General features: G+C 53.8%; 18 protein-coding genes. 9 read left to right on the top strand and 9 right to left on the bottom strand.

Translation table 11 applies throughout. The features are described 5' to 3' along the window. Window positions 1-22: 22 nt before the first annotated feature. The 8 genes from CRO57_RS22510 to CRO57_RS22475 form a co-directional block, all read right to left on the bottom strand. Window positions 23-688, bottom strand: a complete 666-nt coding sequence (locus CRO57_RS22510; RefSeq protein WP_097155781.1) for a thermonuclease family protein — start codon at window positions 686-688, stop codon at window positions 23-25. Between the two features lie 185 nt (window positions 689-873). Continuing rightward, window positions 874-2,112 carry a Tm-1-like ATP-binding domain-containing protein gene (locus tag CRO57_RS22505; protein ID WP_097155780.1) on the bottom strand — a complete coding sequence of 413 codons (1,239 nt, stop codon included), beginning with the start codon at window positions 2,110-2,112 and terminating at the stop codon, window positions 874-876. Between the two features lie 28 nt (window positions 2,113-2,140). Further along, the gene (locus CRO57_RS22500; protein WP_210200981.1) at window positions 2,141-3,112 is read right to left on the bottom strand and encodes a phosphotransferase enzyme family protein; all 972 of its coding nucleotides are present in this window, start codon (window positions 3,110-3,112) and stop codon (window positions 2,141-2,143) included. Then, window positions 3,109-4,419 (bottom strand): aspartate aminotransferase family protein, encoded by a 1,311-nt coding sequence (locus CRO57_RS22495; RefSeq protein ID WP_097155779.1) that lies wholly within the window; start codon window positions 4,417-4,419, stop codon window positions 3,109-3,111. The genes CRO57_RS22500 and CRO57_RS22495 overlap by 4 nt, the downstream gene beginning before the upstream one ends. An 11-nt stretch (window positions 4,420-4,430) precedes the next feature. Continuing rightward, window positions 4,431-5,918, bottom strand: a complete 1,488-nt coding sequence (locus CRO57_RS22490) for an aldehyde dehydrogenase (protein ID WP_097155778.1) — start codon at window positions 5,916-5,918, stop codon at window positions 4,431-4,433. 4 nt (window positions 5,919-5,922) lie between these two features. Beyond that, window positions 5,923-7,458: a tripartite tricarboxylate transporter permease gene (locus CRO57_RS22485; RefSeq protein ID WP_097155777.1), complete on the bottom strand. Its 1,536-nt coding sequence runs from the start codon at window positions 7,456-7,458 to the stop codon at window positions 5,923-5,925. An 8-nt stretch (window positions 7,459-7,466) separates the two neighbouring features. Further along, on the bottom strand, window positions 7,467-8,006 hold the full coding sequence (locus CRO57_RS22480) for a tripartite tricarboxylate transporter TctB family protein (RefSeq protein WP_097155776.1): 540 nt from the start codon (window positions 8,004-8,006) through the stop codon (window positions 7,467-7,469). A gap of 133 nt (window positions 8,007-8,139) precedes the next feature. Then, entirely contained in the window at window positions 8,140-9,093 is a 954-nt protein-coding gene (locus CRO57_RS22475) for a tripartite tricarboxylate transporter substrate binding protein (protein WP_097155775.1), read from the bottom strand. A 160-nt stretch (window positions 9,094-9,253) separates the two neighbouring features. Here CRO57_RS22475 and CRO57_RS22470 point away from each other — a divergent pair, with 160 nt between their 5' ends. The 3 genes from CRO57_RS22470 to CRO57_RS22465 are packed head-to-tail and all read left to right on the top strand — an operon-like array spanning window position 9,254 to window position 11,557. After that, the gene (locus tag CRO57_RS22470; protein ID WP_097155774.1) at window positions 9,254-10,036 is read left to right on the top strand and encodes an IclR family transcriptional regulator; all 783 of its coding nucleotides are present in this window, start codon (window positions 9,254-9,256) and stop codon (window positions 10,034-10,036) included. Next, window positions 10,029-10,202 (top strand): hypothetical protein, encoded by a 174-nt coding sequence (locus CRO57_RS24840; RefSeq protein WP_170956217.1) that lies wholly within the window; start codon window positions 10,029-10,031, stop codon window positions 10,200-10,202. Before CRO57_RS22470 ends, CRO57_RS24840 begins: the two co-directional genes overlap by 8 nt. After that, a complete protein-coding gene (locus CRO57_RS22465) occupies window positions 10,199-11,557 on the top strand; it encodes an aminotransferase class III-fold pyridoxal phosphate-dependent enzyme (protein ID WP_097155773.1) in 1,359 nt (452 codons plus the stop codon). The genes CRO57_RS24840 and CRO57_RS22465 overlap by 4 nt, the downstream gene beginning before the upstream one ends. A gap of 74 nt (window positions 11,558-11,631) precedes the next feature. Here CRO57_RS22465 and hpaR read toward each other — a convergent pair whose 3' ends face one another. Beyond that, complete coding sequence (hpaR, locus tag CRO57_RS22460) at window positions 11,632-12,096, bottom strand: homoprotocatechuate degradation operon regulator HpaR (RefSeq protein WP_097155772.1); 465 nt, start codon at window positions 12,094-12,096, stop codon at window positions 11,632-11,634. A 230-nt stretch (window positions 12,097-12,326) separates the two neighbouring features. Between hpaR and CRO57_RS22455 the strand changes: the two genes are divergently transcribed. From CRO57_RS22455 to hpaI, 6 genes are all read left to right on the top strand, one after another. Then, window positions 12,327-12,716, top strand: a complete 390-nt coding sequence (locus tag CRO57_RS22455; protein WP_097155771.1) for a 5-carboxymethyl-2-hydroxymuconate Delta-isomerase — start codon at window positions 12,327-12,329, stop codon at window positions 12,714-12,716. Continuing rightward, window positions 12,716-14,227, top strand: a complete 1,512-nt coding sequence (gene hpaE, locus CRO57_RS22450; RefSeq protein WP_097155770.1) for a 5-carboxymethyl-2-hydroxymuconate semialdehyde dehydrogenase — start codon at window positions 12,716-12,718, stop codon at window positions 14,225-14,227. The genes CRO57_RS22455 and hpaE overlap by 1 nt, the downstream gene beginning before the upstream one ends. A 100-nt stretch (window positions 14,228-14,327) precedes the next feature. Next, the gene (gene hpaD / locus CRO57_RS22445) at window positions 14,328-15,173 is read left to right on the top strand and encodes a 3,4-dihydroxyphenylacetate 2,3-dioxygenase (protein ID WP_097155769.1); all 846 of its coding nucleotides are present in this window, start codon (window positions 14,328-14,330) and stop codon (window positions 15,171-15,173) included. 82 nt (window positions 15,174-15,255) lie between these two features. Beyond that, complete coding sequence (locus tag CRO57_RS22440; RefSeq protein ID WP_097155768.1) at window positions 15,256-16,107, top strand: fumarylacetoacetate hydrolase family protein; 852 nt, start codon at window positions 15,256-15,258, stop codon at window positions 16,105-16,107. Then, a complete protein-coding gene (hpaH, locus tag CRO57_RS22435) occupies window positions 16,104-16,907 on the top strand; it encodes a 2-oxo-hept-4-ene-1,7-dioate hydratase (RefSeq protein ID WP_097155767.1) in 804 nt (267 codons plus the stop codon). The genes CRO57_RS22440 and hpaH overlap by 4 nt, the downstream gene beginning before the upstream one ends. Before the next feature lie 12 nt (window positions 16,908-16,919). Continuing rightward, window positions 16,920-17,702 (top strand): 4-hydroxy-2-oxoheptanedioate aldolase, encoded by a 783-nt coding sequence (gene hpaI / locus CRO57_RS22430; RefSeq protein ID WP_097155766.1) that lies wholly within the window; start codon window positions 16,920-16,922, stop codon window positions 17,700-17,702. Window positions 17,703-17,736 lie beyond the last annotated feature (34 nt).

Genomic DNA, 17,736 nt, shown 5'->3' with positions numbered 1-17,736 from the left:
AGATCATCATGATATCAGTCATCTAATGGGTGGGTTGATAGCGCCAGATGGGCGCGCGGAAACCGGCCTGAATGGCTTCCGCTTCGGTGCAGAACCAAAGCTCGTTCTTGGCTTCGCTGATCTCGATCTCGGAATACCAGGGTGACCATGGCACGTGATAGATGTGGCCTTGCTCGGAAATGTCGCCCTTGATCGGGCAGCCATCCGGTCTGGCCTGAATGGCGTGCTGCCATTTCTCTTCCCGATAGGCCCATGCAGGGTCGCTTTGGGTGCGCCAAATGCCGACGCCCTCGGATTTGGCCTGCTCTTCTTCTTCGATATAGTCGTTGGAATATTTCCTGAATGCCCAGGCCAGACCTTGGCGGACCAGATGGTGATTGAGCTCTTTTCCATTCAGCGAACAGATGGATATTTCGCGTCCATAGCCGTCATTGCCTTGAGATTGGCAGCGAACTGTTCCACCTGCCAACAATCGAACCATCTCATCCGTGGCTGCTTTTCCGCATGGCCAATTACCGTCTTTGCCCGCCTTGCATAATTGCCCTTCTTCCGGAGCATCAATGCCATGCAGGCGGTGGGTTATGTCGCCAATGATGATGGTGTCTCCATCAATGACAAAGGCGCGTTCGGCTTTGGCAACAATCGCCAGAGACAAGCTGATGCAGAAGAAAGAGATGAGTCTGATCATGGTAGGACACTTGATTGAAGGGCGGGAACTCATTCTGGAAATTTACACATACAATTAGTGTCATATTAGGTTGCGCTTCTCAACCATCTTTAAACAGCACGACCCTTTGGATTGCTTTCTTCCTTTCGCTCAAAGCCAAGCGCCCGGGGCATCGTCGCCAGCACGGGCGCTTCCCTGCTGGCTTATTAAATGGCGGATTTGACGGTTCCGTTTGCTAGCCATTCATCGAATTTGGCTAGCACTGCATCGCTGAAGGCCTGATCATTGATGTGGCACTCGAGATCACTCATCTCAGAGGCGGCTGGTATGACCTTGCGGGCCTCATCAATCAGAGCCGCCAGACCCTCCGGATCATGGGCTTCCTGACCTTCGCGGTCCCATTCTTCCACGCCACCAGCAGTGAGGAAGAAGTGGGTCGGGCCCTTGGCCTCTTTCAAGCGGTTGGCCAGTTCACGCACCCATTGACGGCGTTCCTCTGCATTGAAGACGGCGCTCTTGATCAGTCGGTTATGCTCATGGAAGGGGCGATCCTGATATTGTTCGGGGATTTCCTGCCAGCCTGCAAAATCGAGTAAATCCAGCGCGCCAGCTGCAACAAGCTGCGGGGTTCCAGAGGCTCCGGCATTGGTCAGTCGATCAGTGCCGCTGGAGACCAAGGATCCCGCCAGCATATTGCCAAATTCTTGCATGGAGAAATCCATCACGCAGGCAAAGGCGCCTTCTCGTGCCAGCTTTTCAAAGGCCATGCCCCCCATGCCGGTGGAATGGAAGACAGCCACTTCAAAGCCACGTTCTTCCAAAGCGGGTTTCAGGCTTTTCATATATCGAAGGCAAGAAGAACCAAGGCTGGTCATGCCGATCATCGGCTTGTCACGGGCTGGCATTTCCACCGCACGGGCTGCACCAAGCACGGCCCCGGCTGCCTGGGAGAGGGAGGATTTGCAGATGGAATTCATGCCATAGAGGCCACCGGCCCAAAGGATCATCTGAATGTCAGCGGCAAGACGATGGGGCGGGATGAGCGGGGAGAAGCTGACGGTGGAGACAATATATTTCGGCACACCCATGGGCAGGGCTTGCGCGCAATCCAGCGCCAGATCGGTTCCCATGGTGCCACCAAGGGCAATCATCGCATCAAAGCGCCCGGCCATATAGGCTTCCAGCACAACGGAGGCTGCACCACGGGACATGACGCGGAAGGCCTTATTCTCATCGCCCTGGGCAATAACTTGTTCGATGGTCATGCCACCGGCCTTTGCCACATCATGCTTGGAGATGTCCGTTGGCTCGACCGGGTCACCCAACACACTGACATCCATGGTCAGAACCTTGCCGCCCTGATCGCGGATCTTGGATGCGATATAATCGAGCTCATTATTCTTGGTGTCATATGTCCCGATAATGAGAATTACCTTGTCATTCATTGCGTCCTCCCAACGCTTTGCCAAAGCGTTATTCTATAATCTTTCGTGCCCAATGCCCTGCTGTTGCGATGAAGCGGGCATTGCGAGCGGTCCCTCCCGGTTCGCTCAATCGCGGAATGATCCAGCCGAGATAGGTCAGCGCACGGATCATCATGAAGAGATCAAGCAAGGCGGTATCGATCGGTCTCACTTGCCTGTAACCATTCAGCAGAGCGGCTTTCAGCTGTTCGAAATCATCTCTGTCAGTCAATTTCGACAGCAAGGTTGCCAGCTCGAACAGGCGATAGCCATATCCTCCATCGTCAAAGTCGATGAATTGGGTGCCTTGCTCGCCGAGCAGAATGTTCTCGCGCACCAGATCAGCATGGATCAGTCCGTAATCCAGCGATGTGTGATACTTGCTCAGCCGCTGATTGGCGAAGGCTTTTGCTTCCAAAAACAGATCGCGCTGGGATGCTGTTAGGTCAGGGTTCTTCCAGAATGCCCCCCAGACCGGCTGCTCGCCGATCAATCCGTTCTGGTTCCAATGCCAGCGTGTGAAATCGGCATCCGGTGCCCATGCATCGGAATGGTGATGAAGGAGAGCAATATCGCGCCCAATGCTGAGTATGCGTTCAGACAGATTTTCAATTGTTATGGGATGGCCTGTCTTACCCAGAGGCGTGCCATTCAACCAGTTCAGACAATCGATTTGAAATCCACCGATGGTGCAAAGAAGTTGACAATTCTTGGTGGTCTGCGGTGTTGGCACCAACAGACCCTGATCAGACAGCATCCGCATCCAGCTCAGCTCGGAGCGCAACTCCGCATCAATGCGATAGCCGGGGCGATGCAAACGAAGCGCAAAAGTGCCGTTCTTATGCCGCACCTGAAACACTCTGTTTTCTCGCTCTGCCACCAGATGATAATCGGCGCCCATCAAGTCCCATTCGGTAAGAGCTGCTTTGACAATCACAGCCAGATCAGGAGCGGTGTGGGCCGGTTTCACTACACCATTCATGAGGGCGCATCCATCGGCAGGCTTGCCAGCACTTCATCCAGGTGATCAAACAGCAGATCAGCATTTTCCCTAGAGAATGGCATGGGTGGGCGGATCTTCAGCATATTGTAATGCCGTCCAAGCTTGGACAGGATGATGCCACGCTGGCGCATCTCGTTCACCAGCTTGTTTGCATAGCTTGTAGCCGGTTCCTTGGTCCCACGATCCAGCACCAATTCCGCGCCAAAGACCAAGCCACTGCCTCTGACATCACCGATCTGTTCGTGCTTTTCCTGCAAGTCCAGCAGGCGCTGTTTGGCATAGGCTCCGACAGTGTGGGCATTGTCCATCAGGGATCGGTCTTGCAATTCGTCCAAAACGGCCATGGCAGCAGCGCAGGAAACCGGATTACCACCAAAGGTGTTGAAGTAACGAAAGGACTTTCGAAACGCCGCTATGATGTCTGTTTGTGTGACAACCGCGCCGACCGGATGGCCATTGGCCATGGGTTTGCCCATGGTCACGATATCCGGCATAACACCTTGTTTTTGATGACCCCAGAAATGGCTGCCCAGACGACCAAAGCCCGGCTGCACCTCATCGCAAATGATCAGGCCACCAGCCTTGCGTGCGGCGTCAAAGGCTGATTTCAGCCAGCCCTGCGGGAGATCCGGAAAGGCTTCATTCAAGAAAAAGGGGCAGAGAATGAACGCCGAAAAGCCATATTCGCTTTTCTCAAGCGCCTCGATCTCTTCGCGCAGCTTCTCGGCAAAAAGCTCGGCATGCGCCATACCCCCTTCGCTGCCAAGAGGGCGATAGCTGTCGGGCGCTGGTACGAAACGCACATGATCGCCGATGCCAGTACCCGGCACATTGCTGCGTGATAGCTGGGAGACAGCAGTGGTGTTGCCATGATAGGTGGCGTCCGTTGCAATGACACCGCGCTTGCCGGTCACAGCCGTTGCCATACGAAGGGCAATGTCATTGGCCTCGGACCCGGTGCAGGTCATGATGGCGGTCGATAAGCTGTCATCAAAGGTGGAGGTGAGCCGCTCGACATAATCCAGAATGCCTTCATGCAGATAGCGGGTATGGACATTGAGGGTGCTGGCCTGACGATGGATTGCTTCCACCACGCGCGGATTGCAATGGCCCACATGGGGCACATTGTTATAGCAATCGAGATATTTGCGCCCGTCGGCATCCCATAGCCACACGCCTTCTCCTTTGACCACATGAATGGGTTCGTCATAGAAGGTTGAGACATTGGGGCCGAGCAATTTTGCGCGCCGGTCCAAGAGATCTTGAGATTTTGCTGACAGCGTCATCGGCATGCCCTCTAAAGCTGGATCCAGGCGGATTTCAGATCGAAATATTTGTCCATGGCATGCAGGCTCTTGTCATGACCATTGCCCGATTGCTTCACGCCACCAAGGGGCACGGTCAGGTCCGACCCGCCATAGGTGTTGACGTGAATGACACCGGATTTGATTTCCTCGATCATGCGGTGAGCGCGGGAGAGATTGGATGTCCAGACACCGGCAGAGAGGCCATAAACGGTGCTGTTGGCAATGCGGATGGCATCTGCTTCATCTTTGAAAGGCGTGACGGCGAGAACCGGGCCAAAGACTTCATTCTGGTGCAGATTGTCCTCTACCTTGACGCCGCTCATGACCGTTGGGGCCATGTAGTAGCCACCGGTTTCCGAAAGGATCCGCTTTCCACCAGCCACACATTGCGCGCCTTCCTCTTGCGCCGTTTGCACGAATTGCAGATTGGCTTCCAGCTCGGACAGACTATGTACAGCCCCAATCTGGCTGCTCAGATCAAGGGGATTGCCGACCTTGAAGTCCTTGGCATGGCGGCTCATTTCAGCAACGAAGTCATCGTGAATGTCTTCTTGGACCAGAAGGCGGGACCCGGCCACGCAGACCTGACCGGAATTGCGGAAAATGCCCGCGGCAGAGACCTTGGCGGCTTGTGCCAAATCTGGAGCATCATTGAAAATGATGTTTGGTGACTTTCCGCCAAGTTCCAGATAACAGCGCTTGAGATTGGAGCGGGCGGAATATTCCAGAAGACGTCGACCCGTTGCGCCAGATCCGGTAAAGACCAGAACATCCACATCCATGGATAGGCCCATGGCCTCGCCAACTACGCTTCCCTTGCCTGTCACGACATTGAAGACCCCGTCAGGGACACCTGCTTCCGAGGCCAATTTGGCCAGATGCAGCAGGGAGAGGGAGGCGCTTTCAGCCGGTTTCAGGACGATACTGTTACCTGCAGCGAGCGCAGGTGCAATCTTCCAGGAACCGATCATCAGCGGGAAATTCCAGGGCACAATGGCTCCCACCACGCCGACGGGGGCATGATGAATGAGACCAAGAACGGAGTTGGCGGTGGGGGCAATCTGACCATAAATCTTGTCAATTGCCTCGCCATAATAGCGAAAGGTGCCGGCGGCGGACAAGCTCTCCGCCTTATAGGCCATGTTGATCTCGGTGCCATTGTCGCGGACACCGAGCACGGCAAGTTCCAATGCGTCGCGCTCGATCAGTTCGGCCAGCTTGATGAGGATCTTTTTTCTCTGCGCCGGAGCCATTTTCGACCAGCGGCCATCTTCAAAAGCTGAGCGGGCGGACGTGATCGCGCGGTCCATATCTGCCTTGCTGCCCGCAGCAACGGACGTGAGGATCGCGCCATCAATCGGGGAGATGATATCCAGAACATCCCCACTGTCTGAGGCGATGCTTCGGCCATCGATGAAATGGCCACGCGGGGCGAGGGTCTGGCCGCGGACGGCATCAATTGCTTCTTGTTGCAGCATGAGATTAGCCTTGTTGAGTGGAGGTTTCCGGACCGACATGATCGTCCGGATCATCATGATTTTGCTTGTTCATCTGATGCTCCTGCATCACCGTGCGCACATGTGCCACCAGAATGACCAGGATCATCACGAACAGGATGGCAGCGATGGGCCGATCGATGAAATCCAACGGGTTCTTCACCCGGGCCATGGCTGTCCTGAACTTGGTTTCCATGATGCCGCCTAGCACCATGCCAAGAATGATCGGAACGACCGGCAGATTGAGCCGTTTCAATATGAGGCCGAAGACACCAAAGCCAGCAGCCAGCATACAATCGGTCATGGAATTGCGCAGGCTATAAACGCCGACAAAGGACAGGATGATGATCATCACGCCGAGGAACCGGGTCGGAATCTGAATGATCTTCAAGAGCCAATTGGTTGAGAAAAGCAGGAAGATCATCACGAAGATATTGAGCAGCAGCAATGCCATATAGAGCGCAAAGACGAAGTCGAGCTTGGTATCGAACAATTGCGGACCGGGAATGACATTATGGACATAGAAGACCGATAGCATCATCGCGGTCAGGGCCTCACCTGGAACGCCCAATGCCAGAAGCGGGATCATGGCTGCGCCGGGTACCGCATTGTTGGCGGCTTCAGAGGCGACCAGACCCTCCGGGGATCCATTGCCGAACTTGTCCGGATCTTTCGAGCTTTTCTGCGCATAGGTATAGGACAGGAACTGGGCGGTGAATTCGCCAACGCCGGGGATCATACCCATCAAAACGCCAAGGCTTGAGGCGGCGGTTGCGACACGCTTGATGCCGAAAAGCTCTTTCAGGCCGGAGAAGAGATTGCCCTCGACATGGGTGGATTTTGGCGCATGTTCCTTGTCGATCAACAACAGAAGGGCTTGCGAGATGGCGAACAGGCCAAGCACCACGACGATCAGATCGATACCGGAGCCGAGCCAGGTCTGATCAAAGGTGAAGCGCTTGGTATATTTGACCGGCTCCAGCCCGACGGTGGAGAGGAAGACACCGAAACAGGCCAGCATGCCGGCGGCCAAGACCTGTCCACGATGGGCCAGGACAACCAGAATGATGCCCATCAGGGCTGCCAGAAAAATCTCTCGAGAGCCAAAATGCGGCGCAATCCAGGCCAGAACAGGAGAGAGAATGATCAGGCATAGAATAGAAAAGATGCCGCCGAAGAAAGAGGCGGAATAAGCAAGCGATAGCGCGCGATGTCCTTGACCACGTTTGGTCATGGGGTAACCGTCATAGGTGGTCAGCGCGTTTACTGCTGTGCCGGGCGTGTTGATCAGAATGGCCGGAATGGAGCCGCCATACATGGAAGAGCCATAGATCCCAAGTAGCAAGGTCAGGCCGACAATAGGCTCAAAGGAAAAGGTGGCGGGCAGCAGGATGGCGATGGCGACAGGGGCACCCACCCCCGGGATGGCACCGATGATGACGCCGCCAACAGAGCCGATCAGCAGTGCGATCAACACTTCCCATTGAGCGAGAATGATAAAGCCGGAAAGCAATTGTTCCATGATGATTCTCACAAATAGGTTAGGGCAAAGGCCCGCACGGCATCAGGCAGGTGGTTGTAAAGCTCACCCGATGGAATTTTGACCTGAAGAAAAGCCCGGAAAATGATTGCCACACCCATGCCGAAGGCCACTGCACTGAGGATGGCCTGCCTGGATCGATAGCCGACACGCAAGGCTAGAAACAGCGCGAAAGCCATGGTGGAGGGCAGATAGCCGAGCCATGGAACGAGAGCGACATAGATCAGGAAATAGAGCACATATTCCGCAGAGCGCAGCCAGAACCAGACCTCGGTCCAACGGCCAGCAATGCGCGGAGAGCAGAGCGAGCCGATATAATGCAGGACCGAAAAGATGGTCATGCCCAAAATGGAGGCAGCAGGCCAGAAACTTGGTTGCGCATAAAGCTTGGTGCGGGCAACCCATTTGGTCTGAAATTCAAGCTGGGAAAGCAGGAAGAAGGAGAAGAAGCAAAAGAGAATTGCAAAGACAATATCTCCCGGCCTGCGATAGCGCTTGAAAAGTTCCTGCAATGTCTTGATGCGCGACATGTGCCGATCCTTTTATGTGATGCAATAGCCCGTTCTGCCGATGGTCAGTCGGCAGGTTCGCAATGTGTGAAAAGAAGCCGATCCCTGCAGATGGATGCAGGGTCAGATCGGCTTCTTCTCGGCTCCAGGGAACTTATTCGTCCAGAAGCTTGTCGATATTGGCAAGAATGCCGGTATGCTTCTCGAGGACCTTGTTGGTTTCTTCCGGGTTGTTCCAATAGATCAGAACACCGGTTTCCTTGATCAGCTTTTGAGCTTTCTCAGATTTCAGAGCCTTTTGTGCAACGGTAGCAATTTTCTCGCGCACGTCATCCGGGGTGCCCTTGCGGACATAAAGGCCATTCCAAAGCGACACATTCAGTTCCGGGAAGAGTTCCGCGACAGTTGGAACGTCAGGGGTCAGGCTGATGCGTTCTTCACCAATGGAAGCAAGGACCTTCACGTCTTTCAGGCACGGCAGCACCAGCTGGATGGTGGTGTTGATGACATCAGCATCGCCTGAGGCAAGCGTATTGCAGGTCAACTCGTCAAAGGCAGCATCAGAGCCAAAGTCAAAGCCGGATTTTTTGGCAGCAGCAAGCGTGATGCGGGTTGGAGGCAGGGGCGCACCAAAATGGCCAAGGGTGACTTCGTTCTTTTTTGCATATTCGGAGAATTCAGCCCAGTTGCTGTAAGGCGCATCCCCTTTTGCGACAATCACGAACGGATAGGTCATGAAGCCGCCGATTGGTTCAAACGGATTTGGGGACAATTCCGGAATTCCGATAACAGGGCCTGAGACAGGAACGTCGACCACAAAGGAACCGATGGTGTAGCCATCAGCCGGAGCCGTTGCCACAGAGACCGCACCCGGGAATGGGCCGCCGCCGCCGCCGGGCTTGTTGACCACGGCAGCTGGCACGCCATAGGTGGCCTGAAACTCATCTGCGATGATGCGGGTCAGGACATCTTCCAGATCACCTGGGGGCCACGGCACGATGAAGGAAACAGGCTTTTCAGGATATTCGGCTTGAGCTGGTGTGGTTGCAGCCAAACCGGTTGCAGCAAGCATACTGAGCGCTGTGAGGAGATTGAGAGCTTTTTTCATTTTGCGTCCCTCTAGACAAGATAATCGGTGACTTCGTTTTTCTTATTGGTTCATTATTTGAACCATTGATTTATTTTTTATGTTGCGATGTGAATTAATTTCTGTCAAGCTTTCTGTATGAGAACAGCGATTTTATTTTTCAAAATGTCGGGAGGTAAAAATGGGAACGGTAAGTAAAGCATTGAAGTTGCTGGATTACTTCTCGAATGATTTGCCGGAAATTGGTTTGACCCAATTCACGCGCCTTACCGGTCATAACAAGGCAACGGTTCTGCGTTTGCTGACCGAACTTGTTGAAATGGGATTTCTTGAACAGGATATGGAACGCAAAACCTATCGTCTTGGCCCCGCTGTTCTGCGTCTTGCCAATGTGCGCGAACAGACTTTTCCAGCCCAAGAGGCCGCGCGTCCCATTCTTGCCGCTCTTTGTGAGACCACGACCGAGACGGTGCATCTTTCCATGCTGGAAGGGGAAACCTTGAGCACCATCGCGCAGCAAGAGACCCTGAAACATGGCACACGCGTGATGATTGACCCGGCTGTGCGTCTGCCTCTTCACGCCACGGCCTCAGGTAAGGCAGTGATGGCCTTTCAGCAGTCGGGCGCGTTGAACGAATGGCTGGAAACGCCGTTTGAAAGTTTCACTTCCGAGACCGTAACGGACGCCGAAGTGCTGCGCTCGGAGATATCAGAGGCGCGCCAAACCGGATTTGGCCGCTCTCGCGACGGGTTTGAAAAAGAAGTCTATGGCATTGCCGCCCCGATTTTTGATGCCAAGGGAACCGCGATTGGAGCGGTGGCCGTTGCCACACCGAGCAGCCGACTGGATGCCGAGCTTATTGGCATTATCGAAGTTGCCTTGAGGAAAGCCTCGCAGCAACTGACCAAGGAATGGGGCGGGATCACGCCTGTCGCTCTATTGGAGGAATGGAAGAATGCCTGATGTGAACCAGTCCCTTGTTCTGAATTCTGTCGATGACCAGCATCGCAACATTATCGGCGCGCAAGCTGTCAGCATGTGCTGCGTTGAATTCGGCGTAATGGCCCAGGCCCAATCCTATCAAGAGGCGCTGGACCATCTCGGCCTGCAGCCGGAGGAGAAAATATGAAAGATTCCAATTTTCTGAAAGAGAATAATGCCCGCCATGTCTGGCATCCCATGGCGCATCCGGCTGATAGCCAGAAAAATCTGCCAACCATCCTGACCGGTGGTGAGGGTGTTTCCATCATCGATGTGGATGGCAACAAGGTGATTGATGCGGTTGGTGGTCTTTGGAATGTCAATCTTGGCTATTCCTGCGATGTAGTCAAAAAAGCCATTGCAGATCAGCTCAATGATTTGCCCTATTACTCGACCTTTCGTGGCACCACCAATGACAAGGTGATCGAGCTTTCCTACGAGCTGGCGCAATTCTTTGCCCCAGATGGTTTGTCTCGCGCTTTCTTTACTTCCGGGGGCTCGGATTCTGTCGAGGTTGCTCTTCGTCTCGCACGGCAATATCACAAGATCCGCGGCGAGGCTGGCCGTGTGAAATATCTTAGCCTCAAGAAAGGCTATCATGGCACGCATACCGGTGCTGCCAGTGTCAACGGCAATGGTAAATTCCGCAATTCCTATGAGCCATTGTTGCCGGGCTGTTATCATATTCCGGCACCTTACACCTATCGCAATCCATTCAATGAGAGTGATCCGGCCAAACTGGCGCAGCTCTGTGTGGCTGCGTTGGAAGATGAGATCGCCTTTCAAGGTGCCAATACCATTGCAGCCATGATCATGGAGCCGGTACTGGGAGCAGGGGGTGTCATTCCGCCTCATAAAAGCTTCATGCCGATGGTGCGCGAAGTCTGCGACAAGCATGGCATCTTGCTGATCTCCGACGAGGTTATCACCGCCTTTGGACGGACAGGCACGGAGTCTGGTGCGCGTCATTGGGGCGTGAAGCCTGATTTCATGTGTACAGCCAAGGCGATTACCAATGGTTATTTCCCGTTTGGTGCGGTCATGATTTCAGACCATGTTGCTGATGTCTTCGAGAAAGACGTTAGCGGAAAAGCCTCCATTGATAGTGGCTATACCTATTCCGGCCATCCGGTTGGGGCAGCAGCTGGTATTGCCTGTCTGGAAGAAATCAAACGTCTGCGTGTGCATGAAAATGCAGCGGCGCGTGGTGATGAACTTCATGCCGGGCTGAAAGGTTTGATGGAACGCTACGAATTGGTCGGTGATGTGCGCGGTGGTGAAGGTTTGATGCTTGGCCTTGAGCTGGTCTCTGACCGGGCGACCAAGAAGCCCGTCGATAAGAATCTACCGGTGGTTCTGCAGAAAGCTGCTTATGAAGATGGGGTGATGGTGCGTGTGTCCGGCAACAATATCCTGTTGTCACCGCCGCTGGTTGTCACTTCGCAAGACTGTCAGAAGATCATCTCCGCTTTGGAGACTGGTTTGAAAGCCGTAAGCGGCTGATCTTCTTTAAACGCATTGATCCCGGCAAGCTTTGTTGTTCCTTCCAACACCTTGCCGGGATCAGTTACGAGACTTCAGATCTTGAGATCTTGCAGCTCTTCCAGAAGATCAAGCAGGGTTTCGAGTTTCTGACGGCCATATTGAGACTCGATGCGTTCATAAATCTGATTGCTGGTCGGCATGTTATGCATCAGGAGATCCCGGCCAAGTGGCGTGATCTGTACCAGCGTCCGCCGGCGATCCACTTCATCGGATTTGCGAGAAATCTGACCATCGGCCTCCATGCCACGCAAAATGCGCGTCAGGCTTGGTAGCAGCAAACAGGCTTCTCTTGCAATCTGGGTTTGCTCGATTTCACCACATTCATCCAGGGTCCGCAGAATGCGCCATTTCTGTTCGGTCAGGCCATTCTCATTCAGCATCTCACGAATGGGAATCATCACGGTTTCCCGGGCGCGCAACAGGGCGATGGGCAAGGCTCGTGAGGTGTGGCGAACACTGCCGTCCGCGAGTGGCTGTATGTCTGGTTTTTCGCTCATATCCCTTTATGGAGCCATTCCAGATGGGGTGCAAGAGCGGCTCGTAGACATCCACCTGTTATTTAAGATCGCAAGCAATTGGCTTTTTCAAAAAAATACCCAATAATGTTGACATGTTAAATTTTATTACTTAACATGATAATTAATTTTATTGCGTATTCCCGAAAGGTTGAAGCACCTTTCGGAAAAGAATCCGCTTCAAAATAAGACGCGCGTGAGGGGAGGCATTCATGCCGCATTTCTGCATCGATTACTCACCCAATCTGGAAGACCGGATGGATATGGCAGACTTTTGCAACCACCTGCGGGAAGTGGGTTTGCAAACCGGTGTTTTTCCCATGCCAGGCATTCGGGTGAGGGCCTTTGCAGCGAGCCATTGTTCCATTGCCGATGGTGAGGACAACAGGGCCTATATCGACATCTCTGTTCGCTTGCGTGGTGGGCGTACTCTGGAAGTGCGCAAAGCCGCAACGGAGCAGATCTTTGAAGCGGCCAGCGCCTATCTGGCACCGCTGATGAAAGAGATGCCATTGGCTCTATCGATGGAAATGCGTGACATCGATCCCGAATTAAGCCCGAAGAAGAATTCAATACGTCAGTTTCTGGAAGGTGACCAATAATGTCAGATCTACAGACCCATATTGCAAAGCTTGAAGGCTATCTGGACCGCTTCAAAACATCAGGGATTGAAAATCTGATCAATGGTGAAAGCCGTCCAGCCATCAATGGCGCAAGATTTGATACGACCTCTCCGGTCGATAATAGCCTGATCTGCCAGGTAGCCAAGGGAGATGCTGCTGACATGGATGCAGCAGCCGCAGCCGCTAAGGCAGCATTTCCCGCTTGGCGTGATATGCCTGCCAAAGAGCGCAAGGCTATCCTGATCCGCATTGCCGAGCTGATTGAAGAGCGCGCCGAAGAAATCGCCCTTTGTGAATGCTGGGATACCGGACAGGCCTATCGCTTCATGTCCAAGGCGGCCCTGCGTGGCGCGGCCAACTTCCGCTTCTTTGCTGACAAGGTATCCTCGGCACGTGATGGTCAGAATTTGCAGTCTCCGACCCTGATGAATGTCACCACCCGCACACCAATCGGACCGGTCGGCGTCATCACTCCGTGGAACACGCCTTTCATGCTGTCCACCTGGAAAATCGCTCCGGCTCTGGCGGCAGGTTGTACTGTGGTGCACAAGCCTGCGGAATTCTCTCCACTGACCGCTCGCATTCTGGCGGAGATTGCCCATGAGGCAGGTCTGCCGAAAGGCGTCTGGAATCTGGTCAACGGCTTTGGTGAAGATGCAGGCAAGCGTCTGACCGAGCATCCTGATATCAAGGCGATTGCCTTTGTCGGTGAGAGCCGCACCGGTTCCCTGATCATGAAGCAAGGCGCAGATACCCTGAAGCGCGTGCATTTCGAACTGGGTGGCAAGAACCCTGTCGTGGTCTTTGAAGATGCCGATCTTGACCGCGCTCTGGATGCCGCGATCTTCATGATCTACTCATTGAATGGTGAGCGTTGTACCTCTTCTTCGCGTCTGCTGATCCAGAAGTCTGTTGCCAAGGAATTTCAGGAAAAGCTGATCGAGCGGGTGAAGAAAATCCGTGTGGGTCATCCTCTGGATCCAAAGACCGAAGTCGGTCCGCTGATCCATGAAGAGCATTTCAACAAGGTGACCAGCTATTTCGATATCGCAAAGGAAGATGGTGCAACCATTGCAGCAGGTGGTAAGCGTATAGGTAACGAGGGTTATTTCGTTGCTCCGACCCTTGTCACCAATGCAAAGCCTGACATGCGCGTTTCTCAGGAAGAAATCTTTGGTCCATTCCTGACCGCCATCGAGTTCGAGACCGAGGAAGAGGCCTTGGAAATCGCCAATGGTGTTGACTATGGCCTCTCCGGCTATGTCTGGACCAACGATCTGACCCGTGCCATCCGCTTCACTGACAAGCTGGAAGCTGGCATGATCTGGGTGAACTCGGAGAATGTGCGCCATCTGCCGTCACCATTTGGTGGGGTCAAAGCGTCCGGTATCGGTCGCGATGGTGGTGACTGGTCCTTTGAATTCTACATGGAGCAGAAGAATATCGCCTTCGCACTTGGCGAGCATTCCATTCCAAAGCTTGGCGCTTGATCCAAAACTTATTCGAGAGGGGAGATATCTTCCCTCTCGTCTATAGGAATAAAGGGTCGGCAAGCATCAGGCTTTTGAGAGACAAAACAGGGAGGAAAAGATGGGAGAGATTGTACAGGCGGCGAAGATTACGCATGTTCCATCCATCTGGATGTCGCATACCATGCCTCAGCATAAGGGCATTCGCCAAAATGCCATCGATGGTTTTGCCAAACTTCGCGAAGAAGCATTGGCAGCGGGCGTCGATACATTTCTGATTTTCGATACCCACTGGATCGTCAATCAGGGCTTCCATTTGAATTCCAAACCCCGCCATCAAGGCCGCTTCATCAGCCATGAATTGCCACATATGCTGGCAGATATGGAATATGGCTATGACGGAGCACCGGATCTGGCGGATCTGGTGGTCAAGGAAATTCAGGAAACCGGCTTGAAAGCCATGGCTCATAACCAGCCTGACCTTGGTGTGGAATATGGCACGCTTTTGCCGATGCATTTCATTAATGAAGGCCCGATTGCCAATGTGTTGCCCATGGCGGCCAACCAATTCTCGTCCATTGAGGAAAACCGCATTGCCGGGGAAGCCATTGCACGGGCGATTGCCAAGTCGGACCGCAAGGTTGCGATTTATGCCTCTGGTTCTCTTAGCCATGCTTTTGCTCCCAATGAGATTTCCAGCGATTACCTGAACAAGGTGAATGGCGAATTCAATCGTCAGATGGATTTGCGTGTGCTGGATCTCTGGGCGGAAGGGCGCTGGGAAGAATTTCTCGACATGCTGCCTGCCTATGCTGCCAATTGCGCAGGCGAATGCGGCATGGTCGATACGGCTCTGCTGTTCGGGGCTCTTGGCTGGGAAGACTATAAAGGTTCTTGCGAAATCCATACGCCTTACTTTGGTAGCTCCGGCACCGGTCAGGTGAATGCAAGCTTCTCGCTGGCTTGAAGCTACACTATTGATTCATTGTTCTTTTCTGGAATTAAAATATCTCTGCATGGGCGGGATCGATGCCGCCGAGGAGGCTTGAATGCGCATTGCAACTTATACCGCCAAGGGCGAAACCTTTTATGGTGCCATCACGGATGATGGGGCGATTGCCCTGTCTCCGGACTTTGCGCAATGGCCAACGCTTTATGATGTTGTTGCCGCTGGTGCGCTGGAGCAATTGGTGGAAGCAGCCAAAGATCGCGCCGTCACTCACACCGAGTTCGATTATGAAATGGTGATGCCGAGCGCACCGCGTATCCTGTGCGTGGGGGTGAATTTCCCGGATCGCAATGCCGAATATAAGGATGGCAGCACTCAGCCGAAATATATGTCGCTCTTCCCGCGCTTTGCTTCCGGTTTTACCGGCCATAATCGCCCTCTGATCCGCCCACCGGAAAACCATACGCTCGATTATGAAGGTGAAGTTGCCATCGTCATCGGCAAGGGTGGTCGCCGGATCAGTCAGATTGACGCCTATGATCATATTGCGGCGCTTACCTTGTGCAATGAGGGCACCATCCGTGACTGGGTGCGTCATGCCAAATTCAATGTCACCCAAGGCAAGAATTGGGACAAATCCGGCTCCATCGGCCCATGGCTTGTGCCTTTCACAGACGCCTCTCAACTGGATGATGCGCGCATCATTACCCGCGTCAATGGTGAGGTGCGTCAGGATGATGTGCTCAGCCGCATGATGTTTCCCATCCGCCGCGAGATCGAATATATCTCCACCTTCATGACCCTGCAGCCGGGCGATATCATCATCACCGGTACGCCAACCGGTGCCGGTGCTCGCTTTGATCCGCCGAAATATCTCAAACCCGGCGATGTGGTCGAGATTGAGGTTGAAGGGATCGGGACCCTGATCAACGGAGTGGAGGACGAACAATGAGCATGAGAGAAGATGTCTTTGCGGTTGCCAATGCTCTGTTTGAAGCGGAAAAGACCGGCACACAGATCGGTCTGCTGACCAAGGCCAATCCTGAAATGGATATGGAAGATGCCTATCGGGTGCAGTCGGCGCTGGTCGATCACAAGCTGGGTGCTGGTCGCAAGATCATCGGCTGGAAAATTGGCCTGACTTCAAAGGCCATGCAGGATGCATTGAAAATCGATATTCCCGATAGTGGCATTCTGTTTGATGACATGCGGTTTGAAAATGGCGCGACCATTCCCAAAGGGCGCTTCATTCAGCCACGGATCGAGGCTGAGATTGCCTTCATCATGAAAGAGGATCTGAAGGGGCCGGATGTGGGCCGCGATGAAGTGATTGCAGCGACCGAGAGCCTTGCGCCATCGCTGGAAATTCTTGACACCCGCATCGTGCGTCAGGATGCAGAGACCGGTGCCATTCGCAAGGTCTTCGATACCATTGCCGACAATGCCGCCAATGCCGGACTTGTTCTGGGTAATGAGCGGTTCGATCCAAGTGAAATTGATATGCGTTGGGCAGGTGCCATCGCCAAACGCAATGGTGAGGTGGAAGAAACCGGACTGGGGGCAGGGGTGCTGGATGATCCGGCGACTTCCGTTGCCTGGCTGGCCAATCGCCTCGCCATTTATGGCGATCACATCCGGGCTGGCGATATTGTGCTGTCCGGCTCCTTCATCCGGCCGATCGAGGCAACGCCGGGCAGCCGTTTTGATGCTGACTTCGGCACTTTCGGTTCCGTCACCTGCCAGTTCGAATAGAAAGATAAGTTCATGCCTGCACCGAAAAATACCTTCAAGGCAGCCCTCAATGAAGGCAAGGCACAAATGGGTTGCTGGGTCGGTATGGCCGATCCTTATGCAGCCGAAATCTCTGCAACGGCTGGCTTTGACTGGCTGTTGATTGATGGTGAACATGCACCCAATGATCTGCGCTCCATTCTGGCTCAGCTTCAGGTGATTGAAGCTTCAAGCAGCCATCCGGTCGTGCGTCTTCCCATTGGCGAAGACTGGATGATCAAACAGGTGCTGGATGCTGGTGCGCAGACCCTGCTCATCCCGATGGTGGAAAGCGGTGAGCAAGCCGCCGATCTGGTGCGGGCCGTGCGCTATCCGCCCTTTGGCAAACGTGGTGTCGGTTCTGCCCTTGCTCGTGCTTCCAAATTTGCGGCCATTCCTGATTATCTGAAAAGTGCAGATAAGCAGATCTGCCTGCTGCTTCAGGTGGAAAATCGCGCTGGCCTTGCAGCGCTGGATGACATTCTGGCAACCGATGACGTTGATGGGGTCTTCATTGGTCCATCTGATCTGGCTGCTGACATGGGTCATATTGGCAACCCGGCGGCCCCGGAAGTGATGGAAGCAGTGATCGATGCGATGACCCGCATTGCGGCTGCTGGCAAAGCTGGCGGTATCCTGACACTCAATCAGGACCTGATCAAAAAATGCCTGGAGATTGGGGCAACCTTCGTTGCCACCGGCATTGATGTCACGTTGTTTGCTGGCGGGATGCGCGATCTGGCCAAACGCTCCAGGGCTATGAGGGACGGCGACTAGAATCTCGCTCCCCGATAGAAAATCACAAAAGGCG

The sequence above is a fragment of the Cohaesibacter gelatinilyticus genome, from assembly GCF_900215605.1.
In the GTDB taxonomy this organism is placed as follows: domain Bacteria; phylum Pseudomonadota; class Alphaproteobacteria; order Rhizobiales; family Cohaesibacteraceae; genus Cohaesibacter; species Cohaesibacter gelatinilyticus.
This window is presented reverse-complemented; position numbering and strand designations above follow the sequence as displayed.